Raw genomic sequence first — 18,612 nt, forward strand, 5'->3', positions numbered from 1 at the left:
CCGTGTCGCGGGCACGCGCGTCGTCGATCTGGGCGTGCATTTGCCGAGGAGCCGATCCATGCCGCGCGTGTACCTGAGCCTCGGCTCGAACCAGCAGCCCGAGCTGCACCTGCGTGCCGCCCTCGAGGCCCTGCGCGAGCGCTTCGGCGCGATCGAGGTGTCGGCGGCGTACCGCACGCCGGCGGTCGGTTTCGACGGACCTGCGTTCGTGAACCTCGCGGTCGCGTTCGACACCGGGCTGCCTGCGGCCGAGCTCGACGCGTGGTTGCACGCACTCGAGGATCGCCGCGGCCGCCGCCGCGACGTGCCGCGCTTCTCGAGCCGCACGCTCGACCTCGACATCGTGTTCTACGGCGACGAGGTGATCGAGGGTCCCGGTCATCTGCAGGTGCCGCGCGACGAGCTGAAGCATGCGTTCGTGCTGCGCCCGCTGGCCGAACTCGCGCCGGCGTTCCGCCACCCGGTGACCGGTGTGTCGCTTGCCGCGCTGTGGGACGCACATCCCGCACGCAGCGACGTGCTCGAGGTCGTCACCCTCTAGGCCGTCACACGTCGCGGCCCTGCCGCTTTACGTGCACACGGTGCAGTGCTGCAATAGCGTCCGCTGGCAACCTGCCAGCGTCCAGGGGACAACCGGTCATGTTCGAGAAGTTCGCCCACAGCTGGGCGCTCGTGAAGGCGAGTGCATCGGTGCTGCGCTCCGACAAGGAGCTGCTCGTGTTCCCGCTGCTGTCGGCGGTGTGCAGCCTGATCGTCGCGGCGAGCTTCTTCGTGCCTGCGCTGCTCGGCGGCGTGTTCACGTCGTTCGAGCGCAGCGGCGGCCCCGCGCCGCTCATGTACCTGTTGCTGTTCGGCTTCTACGTCGTGCAGTACTTCGTCGTGATCTTCTTCAACTCGGCGCTGGTCGGCGCCGCGCTGATCCGTCTCGACGGCGGTGATCCGACGCTCGCCGACGGTCTGCGCATCGCGGGCTCGAAGGTCGGGCCGATCCTCGGTTATGCGGTGATCGCCGCGACGGTCGGCGTGATCCTGCGTGCGCTGCAGGAGCGTGCGGGTTTCATCGGCCGTTTCATCGTCGGCCTGATCGGCGTGGCCTGGACCGCGGCGACGTTCCTCGTCGTACCGGTGCTCGTGAACCAGAACGTCGGCCCGATCGACGCGGTCAAGCGCAGCGCCGAGATGCTGCGCAAGACCTGGGGCCAGAACCTCATCGGCAACGGCGGCATGGGCCTCGTGTTCGGCTTCCTGATCTTCGCGCTCATGTGCGTCTGCGGCGGTCTCGTCGTGCTCGCCGCGAAGACCGGCAGCGTGCCGCTGCTCGTCGCGACGGTCGCCGTCTCGGTGGTCGTGCTGCTCCTGCTGATCCTCGTGCAGGCTGCGATGCAGGGCGTGTACTCGGCGGCGCTGTACCGCTACGCCTCGGGCCGTGAGGCCGGCGGTGCGTTCAGTCACGAGCTCGTCGCCGACGCGTTCCGCGTCAAGGCCTGATCATCCGGCAAGGAGAGGCCGGTCCGCGTGAGCGGGCCGGCCTTTTTCGTTTCAGCGCCGGCCGGCCGGCGTGTCGAGCGCGGCGAGGCTTTCGGCGAGTTCCCGCCACGCCGGCAGGCGCGGCAGCACGCCGAGTGTGGCGAGGTATTGCTCGTCGACCGGCTCGCGTGCCGCGAGCGCGACCGCCACGTGGACGGCGCCCGGCACCCAGAAACTGCGCTGGCCCGAACGCTGCGGCTGGCGGTGGAACGCGACGGCCTCGACGATCGGCATCGGCAGGCCCCACAGGCCGAGCAGGTAGGCACCGGCCTCGGTATGGCCGGGGCGGTCGTCCTCGACGCCGTCCTCGGGTGGATGGCGCTCGTTGCGCACGCCCGGCAGCAGGAGGCCGATGTCGGCGAGCAGCGCCGCGGTCGCGCCGAGTTCGGCGCTGGTTTCGGGCAGCATGCGCGACGGCAGGCGCGAGGCGAGCAGGGAGCGGCGCTGCAGTTCGGTGCGGTCGATCTTGAGCGAGCTCGACATCGAGAACACCTCGCTGGCGAGCACGAGGTCGCGCAGCGTGGCCATGCCGAGCCGCGTGACCGCGCTGCGCAGGTCGCTGATCGAGCGACCGTTGGAGAAGTACGCCGAGTTGCACATGCGCAGCACTTTCGCCGCGATCGCGGGATCGCCCGCGATGAGCTTGGCGATGTCGGCGGAACTGCTGCGCTCCTCGTCCTCGAGCGCGTGCATGAGCGTGAAGTAGAGCTGCGGAGGCGACGGCAGGTTGTCGATGCGGCCGACCAGCGCGCGCAGGCGCGGGTCGTCGAGGATCTCGCGCAGCTCGTCGATGCTGTGGATCGCCTCGATGAGGTGTTCGGAGGCGAGCGGCAGCGACAGGAAGCGATGGGCCACGCCTACGAGGCGCGCGGCCGGCGCCTTCACCGAGCTGTTGGCGTCGATGAGGGCGATGCGGATCGCCTCGGGACGCAGCGTGCGGGTCTGGTCGAGCAGGTCGGCCGGGGAATGATTGGGCGAGGCGGGTCCCGCGATGACGACGTCGAACGGCGTGCGCGACAGCGCCGCCATTGCGGCACGGCCGCTGGCGGCCTTCTCCAGATGCGTGCCTTCGCCGAGATCGGCGAGGTAATCGCCGAGGTCGGGCGGAAGGATCGCTTCGTCGCCGACGAACAGGATGTGCAACACGGGTCCCCTGCATCGCGGACCTGCAGCGGTCCGCCCGGGGACTGTACCGAATGATCGCGCCGCGCGCATCGGCACGCGTGCGTACGGACGGTCGAGCTGTGCCCGCCTTCACAAACACCGGTGATACCCGTGGTGCCGGGGCGGCGAAGTGCCTCAGATCGCCAGCGAGCGGCCGCCGTCGATGCGCAGGATCTGGCCGGTCACGAACGGCGCGTCGTGCAGCAACCAGGCCACGGCTCCGGCGATGTCCTCCGGCGAGCCCGTGCGCGCGAGCGGCGTGCGCGCGACGAGTTCGTCGCGCCGGGCGTAGTCGTCGCCGTTCTCGGGCCACAGGACCGCGCCCGGCGCGACGCCGTTCACGCGCACGTCCGGGGCGAGCTCGCGCGCGAGCGCCAGCGTCATCGCACCGAGTGCGGCCTTGGCCATGCAGTAGACGCTGAAGCCGGGAAGCGGGCGCTCGGCGTAGATGTCCACGATGTTGACGATCGCGCCGCGCCCGGTGCGCAACGCATCCGCAGCGGCCTGGGCCAGGAAAAGCGGTGCGCGGGCATTCGAGGCGAACAAGCCGTCCCAGTCGGCCAGCGTGATCGAGCCGACCGGCGTGCGATGGAACGTCGAGGCGTTGTTGACCAGCGCGTCGAGGCGCCCGAAGCGTGCGAGCACGCCATCGACGAGGGCTTGCGGTGCCCCTGCATCGTCGAGGTCGGCCACGAGCGTGTGGGTGCTGCCGGGCCTCGCGGCATCGAGTTCGCGCGCGACGGCGCCGAGTTCGTCGAGCGAGCGACGCGCGTGCAGCGCGACGTCGTAGCCGTCCGCATGCAACCTTCGCGCGATGCACGCACCGACACGCCGCGCCGCGCCCGTGACCAGTGCGACCCGGCGGCCCTGGACCTGCTCGGTCATTAGGTGATCTCCAAGCGCCCCGTTATCCTGACCAGAGTGCCGCAAGTCGGCGTGGCGGACCAGCCGTGAGCAACGATCTTCCCGCGCCGGGCGCGGATGAACTCGACCATTCCGCGCGCCTCGCCGCCGCCTTGCGCGAGGAGATCCTCGCACGCGGACCGATGCCTTTCCCGCGTTTCATGGAGCGCTGCCTCTACGCGCCGGGGCTCGGCTACTACAGTGCCGGGCGCACCAAGTTCGGTGTCGCCGGCGACTTCGTGACCGCGCCCGAGCTCGGCGATCTGTTCGCGCGCACGCTCGCCGGTGCGTTCGCGCCGGTCCTGCGCGAGCTCGGGCCCGAGGCCTCGTTCCTCGAGCTCGGCGGCGGCAGCGGTGCGTTCGCACGCGATGCACTGCGTGCGTTCGCGGCGGCAGGTGTCGTGCCGGCCCGCTACGCGGTCCTCGAGCCGAGCGCGGACCTGCGCGAGCGCCAGCGCACGTTGCTGCGTGGCGCGCTGGAGGCCGACCTGTTCGCACGCGTGGAATGGCTGGACGGCCCGCCCGAGCAGGGCTGGTGTGGGGTGCTGTTCGCCAACGAGGTCATCGACGCACTGCCCGCGACGCGTTTCACGCTGCGCGACGGCGAGGTGTTCGAGGAACACGTCGTGCTCGATGGCGAAGGGCGCTTCGTGCGCCAGGACCGCCCGGCCGACGCGCTCGTGGGTGCCGCCGTGCGCCACACCGAGCGCGATCTCGGCATCGGCTTCGCCGACGGCTACCGTTCCGAGATCCTGCCGCAGCTGCCGTTCTGGATGCAGGCCGTGGCCGGCACGCTCGAGGCCGGCCTCGCCGTGTTCGTCGACTACGGCGAGCCGCGCGGCGAGTTCTACTGGCCGGAGCGACGCGACGGCACGCTCATGTGCCATTACCGCCATCGCGCGCACGCGGACCCCTTCATCCTGGTGGGACTGCAGGACATCACGGCCTCGGTCGACTTCACGGCGCTCGCCGAAGCCGGCAACCACGCCGGATTCGCGGTGGCCGGCTACACGACGCAGGCGCAGTTCCTGCTCGCGATGGGCTTGCCTGCGTTGTTCGAGGCCGGCGTCGCCGAGGCCGACGAGGTGACGCGGTATCGGCTCGCGCAGGAGGTCAAGCGGCTCACGCTGCCGTCCGAGATGGGCGAGCGCTTCAAGCTTCTGCTGCTCGCACGCGGCATTGCGCCGTCGGCGCTGCCGGCCGGACTCGCCGACATCGACCAGGGGTTCCGGCTCTGAACGCAGGGACGCGCGCATGCTGAGCTGGCTCGTCTCGCCGTTGCGCCTCGGCGTGCTCGCCGCGCTCGTGGCCGTGCTGCTGTGGCGCTGGCTGCCACGCAGCCTGCGCGTGGTCGCGGGGCTGGCGGTCTTCGCCTGCCTGGTGCTGACGACGCCGTGGGCGGCAAACCATCTCGTGCGCTGGCAGGAAGCCCGGGCGTCGTCACCCGAGGACTGCATCGCGCCGTTGCCGCAGACCATCGTGCTGCTCGGCGGCGGTGTCACGACGCGGCCGCACGACGCAGGCGACGTCAAGGCGCTGTCGCCGGCGAGCCTGCGACGCAGCCTCGCAGCCGCGGAGCGCTACGGTCTCGAGCCGTCCCCGATCGTCGTGAGCGGCGGACCGAGCCCTTACGCGGGCAGCGACGTCACCGAGAGCGCGCTCATGGCGACGCTGCTCGAACGACTGGGCGTGCCACGCGAGGCGATCCGCGAAGAGGCGCGCTCGCGGACCACCTGGCAGAACGCGCGATTCACCGCCGAACTCGATCCTGCAGTGCCGCGGCGGATCTGGCTGGTGACCTCGGAACTGCACATGGCGCGTGCCGAGTTCTCGTTCCGCGAGGCGGGTTTCGACGTCTGCGCATGGCCGGCGGAACGCCTGCAGGCGACCGGCGGGCGCTTCCGCTACCTTTTGCCGGCGACCAGCGCACTCGCCAAGACGGATGCCGCGCTGCACGAGATCCTCGGCGAATTCGCCTACCGCCGCGGCTGGCTGCGCGACGGCGCGAGGGCGCCCGAGTCGCAGACCGGCGAGGACTGACCTCAGGCCGCCTTGAATTCGCGGCGCAGCCAGTCGTCGAGCAGGCGCTTCTCGTAGCGCAGCGTGTCGCTCGTGCTGGCGATTCCGCGTGACAGGAACGCCGCGTCGCGCAGCGTGCGCTCGCCCTCCTCGATGATGCTGCCATCCGCACCACGCAGCGTGAAGCGCAGCGTGATGCGCGGAGGGTAGATGTCCTTGACGATGCGCACGTCGTCCATCGCCGGGCCGCGCCAGGGCTCGAACGCACCGGCGAGCTTGACGTCGGTGAACGTGACGTCGAGGCGCTGCCCGGGCGGAAGCATCGCGTCCGCACGCATCACCACGTGCTTCTGCAGGCGGCCGAGCCAGTCGGTCGCGCGCAGCATGCCGCGGCCGTGGCTGTCGCGGACCTCGGTGAACGCGGCGGGATCGGTCCAGTCGACATGGACGCGGGCGCCGTCGGCCGGTTGCGGTGCGGCGGCGCGGGCCGCGGGCGCACCCGCGGCAAGGCCCGCCGCGAGGACGCTGGCGAGCGTGAAAGGGACGATACGGTTCATGACGACCTCGTGCAGCTGCGCGCATGTCGCGCCATGGTGCCACGACGGTGCAGGCTGCCGGAAAGTCGCATCGGTCGATCAGGCCGGAAGGCCGAGGTTCACGCGCAGCCCACCCTCCGGACTGCGCCCGAAGGCGAGCGAGCCGCCGTAGGTCTCGGCGATGTCGCGCGTGATCGCGAGGCCGAGCCCGGAGCCCTCGACGCGTTCGTCGAACCGCGTGCCGCGTCGTGCGATGCGTGCGAGCTGGTCGTCGTCGAGGCCGGGACCGTCGTCGTCGATGTCGATGTCGAGGCGGTCGCCGTCGATGCGCGCGTGCACGGTCACGCTCGAGCGTGCCCACTTCCCGGCGTTGTCGAGCAGGTTGCCGAGCATCTCCTCGAAGTCGGTCGGTTCGCCGCGCCAGTAGAGGCCTTGCGGCGTGGCGTCGTGCCAGGCGAGGCCGCGCGCGTCGTGCAGCTTCTCCATCAGGGCGACCAGCGCGGCGAGGCGTTCACCGACGTCGAGGCGCCTGCGCTCGCCGGCGCCGCTGCCGGCACGTGCCAGGTGCCTGTCGATGAGTCGCACCATGTCGCGCGTCTGGTCGCGCACGAGCGGGGCGGCAACGTCGCGGCAGCCGCCGGCGTCGGCTTCGAGCACGGCGAGCGGCTTCTTGAGCGCGTGCGCGAGGTCGGCGGCGTGTCCGCGCGCGCGCGCGATCACGCGCGCGCTGCGTGCGAGCACGTCGTCGAGTTCGCGCGCGAGCGGGTCGAGATCGTGGCCGTAGCCTTCGCCGACACGCTCGCGGCTGCCGTCACGGATCGCCGCGACCGCGTCGCGCAGGCGCGCCAGCGGCCGCAGGCCGAGGCGAACCTGCACGAACGTGGTCAGCGCGAGCGCGCCGACGAGGACGAGCAGCGTCGCGGCGAGCACGTGATCGATGCGCTGTCGTTCGCGGTCGACGTCGTCGGCCGGGCCGAACACGCGCAGCACGAGGGGGGCGGTGGAGGGCAAGGGGCGCTCGAGGCCCAGCAGTGCTTCGCCGCGTGGACCCGTGCTGCGCAACAGCACGGCCCCGCCGCGTGGAGCGACGGGCGGCGCGAGGCTGGCATCCCAGAGCGATCGCGAGCGCAGCGGTACCGCGCCCCCGTCCACCTGCCAGTACCAGCCCGAGAAGATGCGCGTGAACTCGTCGGCAGCGCGCGGATCGTCGGACTGGGCATGCCCGTTCGCGTCCACGACGAGACGCGCGGCGATGCGGTCCGCCTGCGCGAGCACGCGCTGTTCGAAGCTGCGCGTGACGACGTCGTGCAGGTTGCCGCGCAACCACCAGCCGCCGATGCCGGCGACGACGAGTGCCGCGGCGATGCCGAGCACGAGCAGGCGCGCGGCGAGGCCGGAACGCGCCACGTCAGACCTCGGACGCGAGCCGGAAACCGAGCCCGCGTTCGGTGTGGATCAGGGGGCGGCCGATCTTCCGGCGGATGCGCCCGATCAGCACGTCGACGGTGTTGGAGTCGGGCTCGAGGTCGCGCGCATAGACGTGTTCGCCGATCTCGCTGCGGCTGACGACCTGTCCGGGACGGTGCATGAGGTAGGCGAGGATGCGCTGCTCCTGCGCGGTGAGCTGCAGGGGTTGCTCGTCGAGCGTGAAGCGCGAGCTGTGGGTGTCGAACTCGAGCGGCCCGACGCGCAGCACGGCATCGGCATGGCCGCGCGCGCGGCGCAGCAGCGCCCGTACGCGCAGCACGACCTCCTCGAGGTGGAACGGTTTGGCGAGGTAGTCGTCGGCCCCCGCGCCGAAGCCCGAGAGCTTGTCGCTCCAGCGGTTGCGCGCGGTCAGGATCAGCACCGGGAAGTCGCGCTTCTGCTCGCGCCAGTGGTGCAGCACGGAGATGCCGTCGCGTCCCGGCAGGCCGAGGTCGAGCACCGCGGCGTCGTAGTCCTCGGTGGCGCCGAGGAACGCGGCCTGATCGCCGTCTGCGGCATGTTCGGCGAGCAGGCCCGCGTCTCCGAGCACGCGGCACAGGCGTTCGGCGAGCTCGCGGTCGTCCTCGACGACGAGGACGCGCATCAGTCGGCCTCGCCGTGGCCGAGCACCTCGCCGGTCATGGCGTCGACACGCACCTCGAGCGTGCGGCCGTCGGCGCCACGCACGTCGATCTCGTAGAAACGTCGGCCCGTGCGCTCGCGCTCGAGTTCGACCTCGACGACGAGACCGGGATAGCGCCCGGCGATCAGGTCGAGGATCTCGGGCAGCGGCTTGAGCGCATCGGTCGAGATCGCACGGTGCGCGTCGTCGTCGACGATGTCGCCGTTGGCCGCGTCGACGGCGAGTTCGATGCGGCGACCGTCGGCGAGCTGCAGCTCGATCTCGTAGACGTCGCGACCGTCGCGACCGCGCTCGAGCTCGACGTCGACCACCACGCCCGGATGGCGCTGCAGCACGCTGCGCAGCACGGTCGCGAGCGGCAGCATCGCGGCCGGATCGACGCCTTCGGCGGTCGAATCGAGGATCGCACCGGTGGCGGCATCCACGTGCACATCCTGCTTGCGGCCGTCCGCGCCGATCAGCTCGATGTCGTAGATGCGGCGGCCGTCACGGGCGCGCTCGAGTTCGACATCGAGCACGCGGCCCGGATAGCGCGCCTGGACGGTGGCGAGGATCTCGGCGAGCGGCTTGATGCGCCCGGCCGCGACGGCGTCGCGCACGGCGTCGTGGTCGTCGCCGCGGACGTCGGTCGCGCAGAGCAGGGCGAGGGCGAGAAGGAAGCGCGTCATGACGGGATGCTCGGGTCGCCGGATTAAACGCGTCGTGAACGCGACCGTCAAAACCCGTTTACGGCACGGTCGCCAGAGTGCCTCCACCCCAACCCGTGGAGACACCGACGATGCGCCTCACCCGCCTTTCCCTTGCCGCCGCACTCGCCCTGTGCGTGGCGGTCCCCGCCATCGCCGAGGAGAACGCGACGGCCGTCGAGCCGGTCGCCAGTGCCGGCGAGGCGCTCGCGCGCATCGCCGAGGGTGGCCTGCACGCGCCGTACGACCTCGAGTTCCGCCACGGCCTGTGGAGCGCCGATGCGACGACCGCCGACGGCGTGCGTGTCGACGTCGTCGTCGATGGCGTCACGCGTGCCCTGTGGACCAACGCCCCCGGCTCGACAACGCCGTTCCTGACCGCCGTGCAGGTGCGCGAGCGCCTCGTCGCGGCCGGCTACACGCAGATCGAGGACATCGAGTTCGACGACGGCTTCTGGGAAGCCGAGGCACGGCGCGGCGACGGCGTGCGCGTCGACCTCGTGCTGCATCCGGTCACCGGCGTGATCCTCGCCGAGACGATCGACGGCCCGGGCGGGACGACGCCGGGCGGCACGATCCTCACCGCCGACCAGATCCGCGCGGCGCTGACCGCGGCCGGCTACACGCAGATCCGCGATCTCGAGTTCGACGACGGCTTCTGGGAGGCCGATGCACGCAACCGCGCCGGCCAGCGCGTCGAGCTGACGATCGATCCCTACACCGGTGCCGTGGTGCGCGAAGAGCGCGACTGACGCGGCGCGGCTCTCCCTGCCGCCCGCCTCTTGGCCCTCCCGCCTGCGCGGGAGGGCTTTTTTTTCCGGTCGGGATCCGCGCGACGCAGACCGTGCCGCGAAGGTTCGCGAGCGCCGCAGGCCGGCGATGCGATGTCCGTTCCTCCCGCGTTCGCGCGTAACCCGGACACCTGCAGTCGACCTGCCGCTTCCGGAGCCGAGCCATGCCTCTTGCCGACGTCGCCGTTCGTGCGATCGCCCTGTGTTCGCTGCTGGCTTTCACGGCACCTCCCCCGGCGGCGATCGCAGCCGTCGACGCGACGGCCAGTCTCACGGACGTCCCGTTCGCGCCGGACCCGGGCTTCCCGCTCACGAGCCGCCGCGACATCATCGTCGGCGGCACCGGCTCCGGTGCGACCGCCGTGGCGGAACTCGCCGCGGGCGGCGACATCGTGCTGGGCGGTGTCGTCTCGGGCGCCGTCGTGCTGCAGCGCGTGACCGGCGCGGGGCTGCGCGGCACATGGCCGGTCACCGGCGAGCCGAATCCGGGCCTGCTGCGACATGCCTCCGCCGAAGGCCTCGCGTTCCGCAGCGTCACCGACATCGCCGTGCTCGGCGGCCGCATCTACGTGCTCGCGAACCGCCAGCGCTCGACCTCGGTGACGACGAACGACGTCTACGTGCTGGTGTTCCGGCTCGACGGCACGTTCCTGTCGAGCCACCTCGCGATGGGCGATTTCCGTGACGAGTACGGCGCCGGGCTGGCCGCGTACCAGACGTTCCCCCTCGGTGGCGGTACCGTGACCTGGGTCAGCGTGGTCGGCCATCGCGTGCTCGACTCGGTCGAAAGCAATCCGTTCCTGACACGTGCGCGCCTCGAAGGCGACACGCTCGTACGCGACACGAGCATCGGCGACACCAACGGCTACGTGCAGATCCCGGTGCCGGGCGGCCTGTGCGCGCCGTACAACGAAGCCTGCTCGATGGAGGTGTCGAGGATCACGACCAAGCCGACGCCCACGATCGGCGCCGCACCGCTGCTGTATGTGGCCGGCGCGATCCGCGTCAACGGCGAGAACTGGGACTACGGACTGCTGTGCATCGGCGCCGGCGGCACGCCGTGCACGGGATTCGGCAACGGCGGCTTCGTGCGACGGTCGTTCGACAACGGCGGTTCGCTGGTCGATCGCGCCACCGGCGTCGCGGTGAGGCGGTCGGGGACGTTCGGTGCGTACACGTACACGGTCTACCTGACCGGCAACGTCGCGCGGCGCTGCCAGGCCGGTATCGGCGCGGTGGCCTTCGACGGCGACGACGGCAGCGTGGCGCTCGGCTTCGGTCTTCTGGGCAGGGTGCTCGTCGGCGGGCACGACGGCGGCGCCGGCACGACGCCGGTCTGCTTCCTCAACGACGGGCCCGACGTGACGGAAGGTGCCGCGCTGTCGGGCGGTCGACTGTTCATCGGCGGTGCGCGCGTCTACCGGGATTTCGGCGGAACCTCGCACAGCGACCTGCAGACGCTCGTGCTCGACGCCGCGTCGGGCACGGTCGTCGATCCACTTCGCTCGCATGCGGTGGTCTATCCCGACGGCGACGCCACGCCCGAGCTCGATGCCGCGGTGCGATCCGTCGGTACCGATGCGGCCGGGCGCGTCCTGGTCGGCGGTCAGTCGGTCACGCCGACCTCGCCGTATCCGTCCGCGTTCGTGTCCGGCCGCTTCGTGCAGGACCGCATCTTCGGCAACGGCTTCGAATGAGCGCCTCGAGCCGTCGCCTCAGGGCGACACGTCAGATCGCCTCGGCGAAGGCGTCGCGCGTGAGGTTCTCGGGCGCCTCGGTCGTGCAGGCCACGTCGTCCTCGATGCGGATGCCGCCGTAGGGCCGGAAAGCCGCGACGCGATCCCAGTCGATGTCGGCGGCCTCGGGGCGCTTGCGCAGCTCCGCAAGCAGCATGTCGATGAAGTAGAGGCCCGGCTCGATCGTCACGACCATGCCGGGCGCGAGCACGCGCGTCAGGCGCAGGTACGGATGGCCTTCGGGCCTCGCGATCGTGCCGCCGTCCTCGCCCGCGGCGAAGCCGGCCACTTCGTGCACCTGCAGGCCGATGCCGTGGCCGAGCCCGTGCGGGAAGAACACCGCCGACACGCCGGTCTCGACGGCCGCCTCGGCCGACATGCGGATGACACCATGCTCGCGCAGGATGCCGGCGAGCACGTGGTGCGCGTGGACATGCAGGTCGCGGTAGTCGCGTCCCGCGCGCACGCCGTCGCAGAAGCCGAGCTGGGCGCGATCCACCGCGTCGATCAGGGCCTGGAACTCGCCGTCGCGTTGCGCGGCGTAGGTGCGCGTGATGTCGGAGGCGTAGCCGTGGAACGAACCGCCCGCGTCGATCAGGAACGAACGCGGGTGCGCGGGCGGCGCGTGGTCGAACTCCGTGTAGTGCAGGATCGCCGCGTGCTCGTTGAGCGCGATGATGTTGCTGTAGGGAAGGTCGGCCTCGGTCTGGCGTGCCGCCGCGACATAGGCCATGTGGATGCCGAACTCCGACTCGCCGGCGCGGAACGCAGCCTCGGCGGCGCGGTGCGCACGCACGCCGATGCGGCTGGCCACGCGCATCATCGCGAGTTCGTAGGCGGTCTTGAACGCGCGGTGGTAGTGCAGGTGGTCGAGCACCGCACGCGGGTTGTTCGGGACGGCGTCGGCGACCGCCCACTCGGCCTCGCCGAGGATCGCGCAGCGCGCGGGATCCGCCGGCAGGTGCGCGCGCGCCTCGGCCGGCTCGCGGATCACGACGATCTCGAAGTGCTCGACCCAGTAGCCGGCCGGCGCTTCAGGCACGGCATGCCAGTAGTCGTGCGGCTGCAGGAAAACCAGCCTGGGTCTGCGCCCGGGCGTGTAGACGATCCACGAGCCCGGCGCCTTCGTCGACGGCACCCAGTGCTTGAAATGCGGGTTCACGTAGAAGGTGTAGGGCCGGTCGTCGAGGAACTGGTAGCGCGGATGGCCGGCCGGAATGACGAGATGGTCGAAGCCGCCGCGTGCGAGGGCCGCATCGGCACGCTGTCGGAGCGTCGCCAGATGCTCGTCGTAGAGCGGGTGCAGGTCGGGGTGGCGGCTGTCCATCGAACGGTGTCCTCGCGGTGAGCGCCCATTGTGCCGCGTCGCCGCGCGAGCAGGCAGGGTCGGATGGCAGGGGCTGCGACGGATCGTCGCGTAAACGCGTCATGAACGCGCGAGTCAACCGGCGTTTAGCTTCGCTCGTTCACGCTTCGACGTGGGGACGACATGCGCCGTGGACACTGTTTGGATGAACGACGAGGTTTTCCCCATGCTCCGCCTCCACGCGGATGCGCCGCTCCCACGCCTCAGTGCGTGCGTGATCACGCGCAACGAAGCCGCCAACATCGCCGACTGCCTTCGATCGCTGTCGTTCTGCGACGACATCGTCGTGGTCGATTCGCACTCCACCGACGACACGCGCGCGATCGCCGAATCGCTCGGCGCGCGCGTGATCACGCGCACGTTCACGGGCTACCGCAGCCAGAAGCAGACTGCGGTCGACGCCGCGCGCCACGACTGGGTGCTGTGCCTGGATGCCGACGAACGCATCGGCGAGACGTTGCGCGCGTCGATCGATGCGGCGAGGGCCAAGGCCTTCGGCGACGCGGCGGGATTCCGCATGGCGCGCTGCACGGAGTACTACGGACGGCCGATCCGGCGCGGCAACGGTTATCCGGACCGCAAGCTGCGCCTGTTCGACCGGCGTCGCGCGCGCTGGGGCGGGCGCGAGATCCACGAGAAGGTCGTTGCGGACGGTCCGGTTGAATCGCTGCGCGGCGACATCGAGCACCATGCCTACCGGCACGTCGCCGACCAGTGGGCGCGTCGCGACCGCTATGCGACGTTGATGGCGCGCGCGCTGCATCACGAGGGGCGTCGGGCCTACTGGTGGAACCTCTGCCTGAGTCCGCTGCTGCGCTTCCTGCGCGGCTACGTGCTGCGTTTCGGTTTCCTCGATGGCTGGCGGGGCTGGGCGCTGGCCTGCGTCGGTGCCGACAACGTCTACCGCAAGTACATGCGGCTCTGGCTGCTCGATCGCGGCCTGCCGATCGACGACGAGCCCGTGTCGGCCGGCATGATGGCGCACGATTCCGACGTTGCTTCGGCGGATCCCGCGTCCGCGCGCGGCCTCTGATGCTGCCGCGACCCGCAGGAGCGCGACCTATCGCGTGATAGGTCGCACCGATTGCCTGACGTGCGTGGGCTGCGCACGATGCGCCTCCTTCCGGCGCGTCCGCCGTCGCTCCCGACGCGCCACCGGCCATCCGCAGGTTCCGTGTGAGCACACCCGTCATCAAGCCCTACGCCGGCCCGGCCGGCGGATGGGGCGCGCTGCGCAGCGTCGCGCGCCATCTCCTCGAGCAAGGTGTTCCCGCGCTGGGTGCGAAGACCCTGCTGTCGGCCAACCAGCCCGACGGCTTCGACTGCCCGGGCTGCGCGTGGCCCGATCGCGAGCACGCCTCGACCTTCGAGTTCTGCGAGAACGGTGCCAAGGCCGTCGCCGCCGAGGCGACGAAGCGGCGCGCGACGCGCGAGCTTTTCGCGCGCGAGAGCGTGGAACGGCTCGCCGGCTACAGCGACCACTGGCTCGAAGGCCAGGGGCGCCTGACCGAGCCGATGCGCTACGACGCCGCGAGCGGCCACTACGTGCCGGTGTCGTGGGACGACGCGTTCGCGCGCATCGCGGGTCATCTGCAGGCGCTCGATTCGCCTGACGAGGCGATGTTCTACACCTCGGGCCGTGCGAGCAACGAGGCGGCGTTCCTGTACCAGCTGTTCGTGCGCGAGTACGGCACCAACAATTTCCCGGACTGCTCGAACATGTGCCACGAGCCTTCGGGCGTGGCGATGAATGCGCAGCTCGGCGTCGGCAAGGGCACGGTCACGCTCGAGGACTTCGAGCACGCCGACGCGATCTTCATCTTCGGCCAGAACCCCGGCACCAACCATCCGCGCATGCTCGGCGAACTGCGCGATGCCTCGAAGCGCGGTGCGGCGATCGTCGCGTTCAATCCGATGCGCGAACGCGGGCTCGAGCGTTTCGCCGATCCGCAGGACAAGCTCGAGATGCTGCGCAACGGCGACACGCGCATCGCCTCCGACTACTTCCAGCCGCGCATCGGCGGCGATCTCGCCGCGCTCAAGGGCATCGTCAAGCACGTGCTCGAAGCCGATGCGCGCGCGCTCGCCGACGGTGCGCCGCGCGTCGTCGATCTCGACTTCATCACCGCGCACACGACCGGCTTCGAAGCGTTCGCGGCCGACATCGCCGCCGAGGACTGGACGCTGATCGAGGAGGAGTCGGGCCTTGCGCGCGACCAGCTCGCACGCGCGGCCGAGGTCTACCGGCGTGCCGGCAGCGTCATCTGCTGCTGGGGCATGGGCATCACCCAGCACAAGCATGCGGTCGCGACGATCCAGATGATCGGCAACCTGCTGCTCCTGCGCGGCAATATCGGGCGTCGCGGCGCCGGCGCCTGCCCGGTGCGCGGACACAGCAACGTGCAGGGCGACCGCACGATGGGCATCTCCGAGAAGCCCGCAGCGGCGTTCCTCGACCGCCTCGGCGAGGTGTTCGGCTTCACGCCCCCACGCAAGCCCGGCTGCGACGTCGTCGGGGCGATCGAGGCGATGCGCGACGGCCGCGCCAAGGTGCTCGTCGCGCTCGGCGGCAATTTCGCCGCCGCCACGCCCGACACGCATGCGACCGCCGAGGCCCTGCGCGGCTGCGCGCTGACCGTGCACATCACGACCAAGCTCAACCGCAGCCATCTCGTGCACGGCCGCGACGCGCTGATCCTGCCGTGCCTGGGTCGTACCGAGATCGACCTGCAGGCGGCAGGCGCGCAGGCCGTGACCGTCGAGGATTCGATGAGCATGGTGCACCTGTCGTCGGGCATGAACGCGCCCGCGTCGGCGGACCTGCTCTCGGAGCCCGCGATCGTCGCGCGCATGGCCGCGGCGACGCTCGGTGCGCGCAGCCGCACGCGCTGGGCGTGGCTGGTCGAGGACTACGACCGCATCCGCGACGCAATCGCACGCGTGTTCGACGACTTCCACGATTTCAATGAACGCGTCCGCGTGCCGGGCGGATTCCGCCTGCCGAATGCCGCGCGCGAACGGCGCTGGACCACGCGCGAGGGACGCGCGGTGTTCATGCCGCACGCGATCGCGCGCGACACGCCCGTGCACCGCGCGAGGGCGACGAGCGCCGAGCGCGTGTTCACGCTCGCGACGACGCGCTCGCACGATCAGTACAACACGACGATCTACGGTCTCGACGACCGCTACCGCGGCGTGCGCGGCGAGCGTCGCGTGCTGTTCATCGGCCGCGAGGACATCGCGATGCTCGGCCTGCGCGCAGGCGACCGCGTCGACGTGCGCAGCCTCGCCGAGGACGGCGTCGAGCGCGTCGTGCGCGGCTTCCTGCTCGTCGCCAACGACCTGCCGCGCGGCTGCCTCGCCGCGTACTACCCCGAGACCAATCCGCTCGTGCCGTTGTCGAGCCTCGCCGACGAGGCGCGCACGCCGACCTCGAAATCGATCCCGGTCGTGCTCGTGCCGCACGACGCGACCGCCGCGCCCGTACGCATCTCCCGTGACATCGCCGCCACCGTCACTGGCTGAGCTCGTCCTCGCCGAACTCGCGGCGGTCGACACGCCCGTGTCGGCTTCGCGCCTGTGCAAGCGCCTCGGCGTGCGCATGAGCGTGCTGCTGCGCACGCTGACCCTGCTCGGCGCCGATGCCGCGGCTGCGGGGCAGGGCTGGATCGACGTCGAGGACGACGAGGGCCGCCTCCTGCTCTCCCTTTCGCCGCGCGCGCGCGCGGCCTTCGCGGCGGCCGTCTAGCCGTTCGGAGGGCTCTCGGCCCGCTCCGCTCGCCCCTTCGTGCGGCATGGGCTGCTCCCGATCCTTGCCCACCTCGCAGGCCGCCCCGGCCTCGTCCCGCGAACCCTGTCGGCATCGCCCGCAATCGTCCCGCGTACGCTTGTACGTGCCCGTCTGAATGAACGCCAAGGTGCCGGAAATCCAGCGTTTTTTGCCCGAATGTCCTTGACACCCCCTGACCTCCGGCATAAGGTGGTGGGAAGTGGTTTTTCGTGGTGATTGGTGGGTCATGTTCCAGGGCGAGACCTCGGTTTCAGTCGATGACAAGGGGCGGATCTCGATCCCCTCCGCGCATCGTGACGCCGTGGAAAAGCTCAGCGGCAACCGCCTCGTCGTCACCTACAACCCGTTCGAACTCGGCTGCCTGTGGATCTTCCCCGAAAAGGAGTGGGAGCGGGTTCGCGACGAGGTCAACGGGCTCAACAAGGCCAAGGCCGTGCATCGCAACCTGCAGCGCCGTCTCGTCGGCGCCGCGGCACACGTCGAGCCGGACGGCAACGGACGCATCTCGTTGCCGGCCAGCCAGCGCACCGGCACGGGCATCGAGAAGAAGGCGGTGCTCCTCGGCATGGGCAACAAGCTCGAGCTGTGGAGCGAGCAGGCACACCTCGCCAACATCCGCGAGGCGATCGGTGAGGAGCAGATCACGGAGGACATGCTCGATCTCAATTTCTAGCCGGAGCGGGTGATGCGGGAAAAGGAGTTCAGGCACGTACCGGTCATGCTCGCCGAGGTTCTCGAGGCGTTGCAGATCGGTGCGGACGGGACCTACCTCGACGGCACGTTCGGGCGCGGTGGTCACGCGCGCGAGGTGCTCGCGAGGCTCGGACCCCCGGGACGGCTGCTGCTTATGGATCGTGATCCGACGGCGATCGCCACGGCCCGCGAGACGTTCGGCAAGGACGAAAGGGTGCGCATCCGGCACGACAGCTTCGCGGAACTCGCGGACTGGCCGGAAACCGCGCAAGGCCTGGATGGCGTGTTCTTTGACCTGGGAGTGTCGTCGCCGCAACTCGACGATGCCACGCGCGGCTTCAGTTTCCAGGCGGAGGGTCCCCTCGACATGCGCATGGATCCGACGTCGGGCGTGAGTGCCGCCGACTGGCTCGCCGACGCGCCGGAAGCCGCCATTGCCGACGTGCTGTGGCAGTACGGCGAGGAAAGGCTGAGCCGTCGCATCGCCCGCGCGATCGTCGCGCGCCGCGCCGAGGAGCCGCTGCGCACCACCGCGCAGCTGGCCGATCTGGTCGCCCGCACGATCGGCTACCGCGAGCGCAACAAGCATCCGGCGACACGCACGTTCCAGAGCCTGCGCATCCACATCAACGACGAGATGGGTGCGCTGGAGAAAGGTTTGCAAGGTGCGCTCGAGCGGCTCCGGCCGGGCGGGCGCCTCGTGGTGATCAGTTTCCATTCGCTGGAGGACCGCGTGGTCAAGCGCTTCATGCGGGGACGGGACGGGCAGCCGGCATCGCGGCGCCACCTGCCTCCGGTCGAGGCGCCCGAGTCGGCGTTCGTCGCACTCGGCAAGGTCTTTCCGGGCGAGCGGGAGCTCGCCGACAACCCGCGTTCGCGCAGCGCCGTGCTGCGTGTCGCGGAGAAGCGGCGATGAGCGTGGTGCGGGTGGTGTCGATGCTCGTGCTCATGCTCGCGGTGATCGGCAGTGCGATCGCGGTGGTCTACACGCGCCACGACAGCCGCCGCATGTTCGTGGAGCTCAACCGTCTCACGGATGAGAGAGACAACCTCAATTTCGAGTTCGGCCGCCTGCAGCTCGAGCAGGCGACCGCAGCCGAGAACAATCGAATAGAACAGGTCGCCCGCGGGCGCCTCGGCATGGTCTCGCCGAGCGCCGCGGAGATGATCGTCAAGCGACATTGAAAACGGCAGTGAGGGGGAAACCCACAGCCATGAACGCAGGTCCGGCCGTACAGGCCGCGTCCGCGGCCCCGGTCCGACCGGGGCGTCGAAAAGCCTGCGCAGCCGC

At 70.7% G+C, this 18,612-nt stretch carries 19 protein-coding genes; 12 read left to right on the forward strand and 7 right to left on the reverse strand.

All coding sequences use genetic code 11. From position 1 onward, the window contains the following. Positions 1-58 precede the first annotated feature (58 nt). Both folK and ACQQ2N_RS09695 read left to right on the forward strand, forming a co-directional pair. Positions 59-541, forward strand: a complete 483-nt coding sequence (gene folK, locus ACQQ2N_RS09690) for a 2-amino-4-hydroxy-6-hydroxymethyldihydropteridine diphosphokinase (protein ID WP_440225508.1) — start codon at positions 59-61, stop codon at positions 539-541. Positions 542-639: 98 nt separating this feature from the next. Continuing rightward, a complete protein-coding gene (locus tag ACQQ2N_RS09695) occupies positions 640-1,488 on the forward strand; it encodes a DUF6159 family protein (protein ID WP_440225509.1) in 849 nt (282 codons plus the stop codon). A 51-nt stretch (positions 1,489-1,539) separates the two neighbouring features. On the opposite strand, the gene ACQQ2N_RS09700 is transcribed toward ACQQ2N_RS09695, so the two are convergent. Together ACQQ2N_RS09700 and ACQQ2N_RS09705 are read right to left on the reverse strand one after the other, a co-directional pair. After that, complete coding sequence (locus ACQQ2N_RS09700; RefSeq protein WP_440225737.1) at positions 1,540-2,670, reverse strand: HDOD domain-containing protein; 1,131 nt, start codon at positions 2,668-2,670, stop codon at positions 1,540-1,542. A gap of 156 nt (positions 2,671-2,826) precedes the next feature. Continuing rightward, entirely contained in the window at positions 2,827-3,576 is a 750-nt protein-coding gene (locus ACQQ2N_RS09705; RefSeq protein WP_440225510.1) for a pteridine reductase, read from the reverse strand. 65 nt (positions 3,577-3,641) lie between these two features. Between ACQQ2N_RS09705 and ACQQ2N_RS09710 the strand changes: the two genes are divergently transcribed. Then, positions 3,642-4,832 carry a class I SAM-dependent methyltransferase gene (locus ACQQ2N_RS09710; RefSeq protein WP_440225511.1) on the forward strand — a complete coding sequence of 397 codons (1,191 nt, stop codon included), beginning with the start codon at positions 3,642-3,644 and terminating at the stop codon, positions 4,830-4,832. A 16-nt stretch (positions 4,833-4,848) separates the two neighbouring features. Further along, a complete protein-coding gene (locus tag ACQQ2N_RS09715) occupies positions 4,849-5,634 on the forward strand; it encodes a YdcF family protein (RefSeq protein ID WP_440225512.1) in 786 nt (261 codons plus the stop codon). Between the two features lie 2 nt (positions 5,635-5,636). Here ACQQ2N_RS09715 and ACQQ2N_RS09720 read toward each other — a convergent pair whose 3' ends face one another. The 4 genes from ACQQ2N_RS09720 to ACQQ2N_RS09735 form a co-directional block, all read right to left on the reverse strand. Then, positions 5,637-6,170: a DUF3016 domain-containing protein gene (locus ACQQ2N_RS09720; protein WP_440225513.1), complete on the reverse strand. Its 534-nt coding sequence runs from the start codon at positions 6,168-6,170 to the stop codon at positions 5,637-5,639. A 78-nt stretch (positions 6,171-6,248) separates the two neighbouring features. Then, positions 6,249-7,556: a sensor histidine kinase gene (locus ACQQ2N_RS09725; RefSeq protein WP_440225514.1), complete on the reverse strand. Its 1,308-nt coding sequence runs from the start codon at positions 7,554-7,556 to the stop codon at positions 6,249-6,251. 1 nt (position 7,557) lies between these two features. Continuing rightward, the gene (locus tag ACQQ2N_RS09730) at positions 7,558-8,220 is read right to left on the reverse strand and encodes a response regulator transcription factor (RefSeq protein WP_440225515.1); all 663 of its coding nucleotides are present in this window, start codon (positions 8,218-8,220) and stop codon (positions 7,558-7,560) included. Continuing rightward, complete coding sequence (locus ACQQ2N_RS09735; RefSeq protein ID WP_440225516.1) at positions 8,220-8,927, reverse strand: PepSY domain-containing protein; 708 nt, start codon at positions 8,925-8,927, stop codon at positions 8,220-8,222. The genes ACQQ2N_RS09730 and ACQQ2N_RS09735 overlap by 1 nt, the downstream gene beginning before the upstream one ends. Positions 8,928-9,037: 110 nt before the next feature. Between ACQQ2N_RS09735 and ACQQ2N_RS09740 the strand changes: the two genes are divergently transcribed. Next, positions 9,038-9,697, forward strand: a complete 660-nt coding sequence (locus ACQQ2N_RS09740; protein WP_440225517.1) for a PepSY domain-containing protein — start codon at positions 9,038-9,040, stop codon at positions 9,695-9,697. Between the two features lie 203 nt (positions 9,698-9,900). Further along, positions 9,901-11,433, forward strand: a complete 1,533-nt coding sequence (locus tag ACQQ2N_RS09745; protein ID WP_440225518.1) for a hypothetical protein — start codon at positions 9,901-9,903, stop codon at positions 11,431-11,433. Between the two features lie 31 nt (positions 11,434-11,464). Here ACQQ2N_RS09745 and pepQ read toward each other — a convergent pair whose 3' ends face one another. Beyond that, positions 11,465-12,799, reverse strand: coding sequence for a Xaa-Pro dipeptidase (pepQ, locus tag ACQQ2N_RS09750; RefSeq protein WP_440225519.1), 1,335 nt, complete (start codon positions 12,797-12,799; stop codon positions 11,465-11,467). Positions 12,800-13,004: 205 nt separating this feature from the next. On the opposite strand from pepQ, the gene ACQQ2N_RS09755 reads away from it, so the two are divergent. From ACQQ2N_RS09755 to ftsL, 6 genes are all read left to right on the forward strand, one after another. Further along, positions 13,005-13,871: a glycosyltransferase family 2 protein gene (locus ACQQ2N_RS09755; RefSeq protein WP_440225520.1), complete on the forward strand. Its 867-nt coding sequence runs from the start codon at positions 13,005-13,007 to the stop codon at positions 13,869-13,871. A gap of 143 nt (positions 13,872-14,014) precedes the next feature. Further along, positions 14,015-16,363: an FdhF/YdeP family oxidoreductase gene (locus tag ACQQ2N_RS09760; protein ID WP_440225521.1), complete on the forward strand. Its 2,349-nt coding sequence runs from the start codon at positions 14,015-14,017 to the stop codon at positions 16,361-16,363. Beyond that, complete coding sequence (locus tag ACQQ2N_RS09765) at positions 16,335-16,586, forward strand: hypothetical protein (protein WP_440225522.1); 252 nt, start codon at positions 16,335-16,337, stop codon at positions 16,584-16,586. Before ACQQ2N_RS09760 ends, ACQQ2N_RS09765 begins: the two co-directional genes overlap by 29 nt. A 268-nt stretch (positions 16,587-16,854) precedes the next feature. Further along, the gene (mraZ, locus tag ACQQ2N_RS09770) at positions 16,855-17,301 is read left to right on the forward strand and encodes a division/cell wall cluster transcriptional repressor MraZ (protein WP_440225523.1); all 447 of its coding nucleotides are present in this window, start codon (positions 16,855-16,857) and stop codon (positions 17,299-17,301) included. 12 nt (positions 17,302-17,313) lie between these two features. Continuing rightward, the gene (gene rsmH, locus ACQQ2N_RS09775) at positions 17,314-18,237 is read left to right on the forward strand and encodes a 16S rRNA (cytosine(1402)-N(4))-methyltransferase RsmH (protein ID WP_440225524.1); all 924 of its coding nucleotides are present in this window, start codon (positions 17,314-17,316) and stop codon (positions 18,235-18,237) included. Beyond that, on the forward strand, positions 18,234-18,506 hold the full coding sequence (gene ftsL, locus ACQQ2N_RS09780) for a cell division protein FtsL (protein ID WP_440225525.1): 273 nt from the start codon (positions 18,234-18,236) through the stop codon (positions 18,504-18,506). The genes rsmH and ftsL overlap by 4 nt, the downstream gene beginning before the upstream one ends. The last annotated feature ends 106 nt before the right edge of the window (positions 18,507-18,612 follow it).

It is taken from the genome of Dokdonella aquatica (assembly GCF_051987395.1).
Lineage (GTDB): Bacteria > Pseudomonadota > Gammaproteobacteria > Xanthomonadales > Rhodanobacteraceae > Dokdonella.

Coding starts and splice junctions, on each gene's coding strand:
- folK (WP_440225508.1), top strand. CDS start 59: ATGCCGCGCGTGTACCTGAGCCTCGGCTCGAACCAGCAGCCCGAGCTG.
- ACQQ2N_RS09695 (WP_440225509.1), top strand. CDS start 640: ATGTTCGAGAAGTTCGCCCACAGCTGGGCGCTCGTGAAGGCGAGTGCA.
- ACQQ2N_RS09705 (WP_440225510.1), bottom strand. CDS start 3,576: ATGACCGAGCAGGTCCAGGGCCGCCGGGTCGCACTGGTCACGGGCGCG.
- ACQQ2N_RS09715 (WP_440225512.1), top strand. CDS start 4,849: ATGCTGAGCTGGCTCGTCTCGCCGTTGCGCCTCGGCGTGCTCGCCGCG.
- ACQQ2N_RS09720 (WP_440225513.1), bottom strand. CDS start 6,170: ATGAACCGTATCGTCCCTTTCACGCTCGCCAGCGTCCTCGCGGCGGGC.
- ACQQ2N_RS09730 (WP_440225515.1), bottom strand. CDS start 8,220: ATGCGCGTCCTCGTCGTCGAGGACGACCGCGAGCTCGCCGAACGCCTG.
- ACQQ2N_RS09735 (WP_440225516.1), bottom strand. CDS start 8,927: ATGACGCGCTTCCTTCTCGCCCTCGCCCTGCTCTGCGCGACCGACGTC.
- ACQQ2N_RS09740 (WP_440225517.1), top strand. CDS start 9,038: ATGCGCCTCACCCGCCTTTCCCTTGCCGCCGCACTCGCCCTGTGCGTG.
- ACQQ2N_RS09745 (WP_440225518.1), top strand. CDS start 9,901: ATGCCTCTTGCCGACGTCGCCGTTCGTGCGATCGCCCTGTGTTCGCTG.
- pepQ (WP_440225519.1), bottom strand. CDS start 12,799: ATGGACAGCCGCCACCCCGACCTGCACCCGCTCTACGACGAGCATCTG.
- ACQQ2N_RS09755 (WP_440225520.1), top strand. CDS start 13,005: ATGCTCCGCCTCCACGCGGATGCGCCGCTCCCACGCCTCAGTGCGTGC.
- mraZ (WP_440225523.1), top strand. CDS start 16,855: ATGTTCCAGGGCGAGACCTCGGTTTCAGTCGATGACAAGGGGCGGATC.
- rsmH (WP_440225524.1), top strand. CDS start 17,314: ATGCGGGAAAAGGAGTTCAGGCACGTACCGGTCATGCTCGCCGAGGTT.
- ftsL (WP_440225525.1), top strand. CDS start 18,234: ATGAGCGTGGTGCGGGTGGTGTCGATGCTCGTGCTCATGCTCGCGGTG.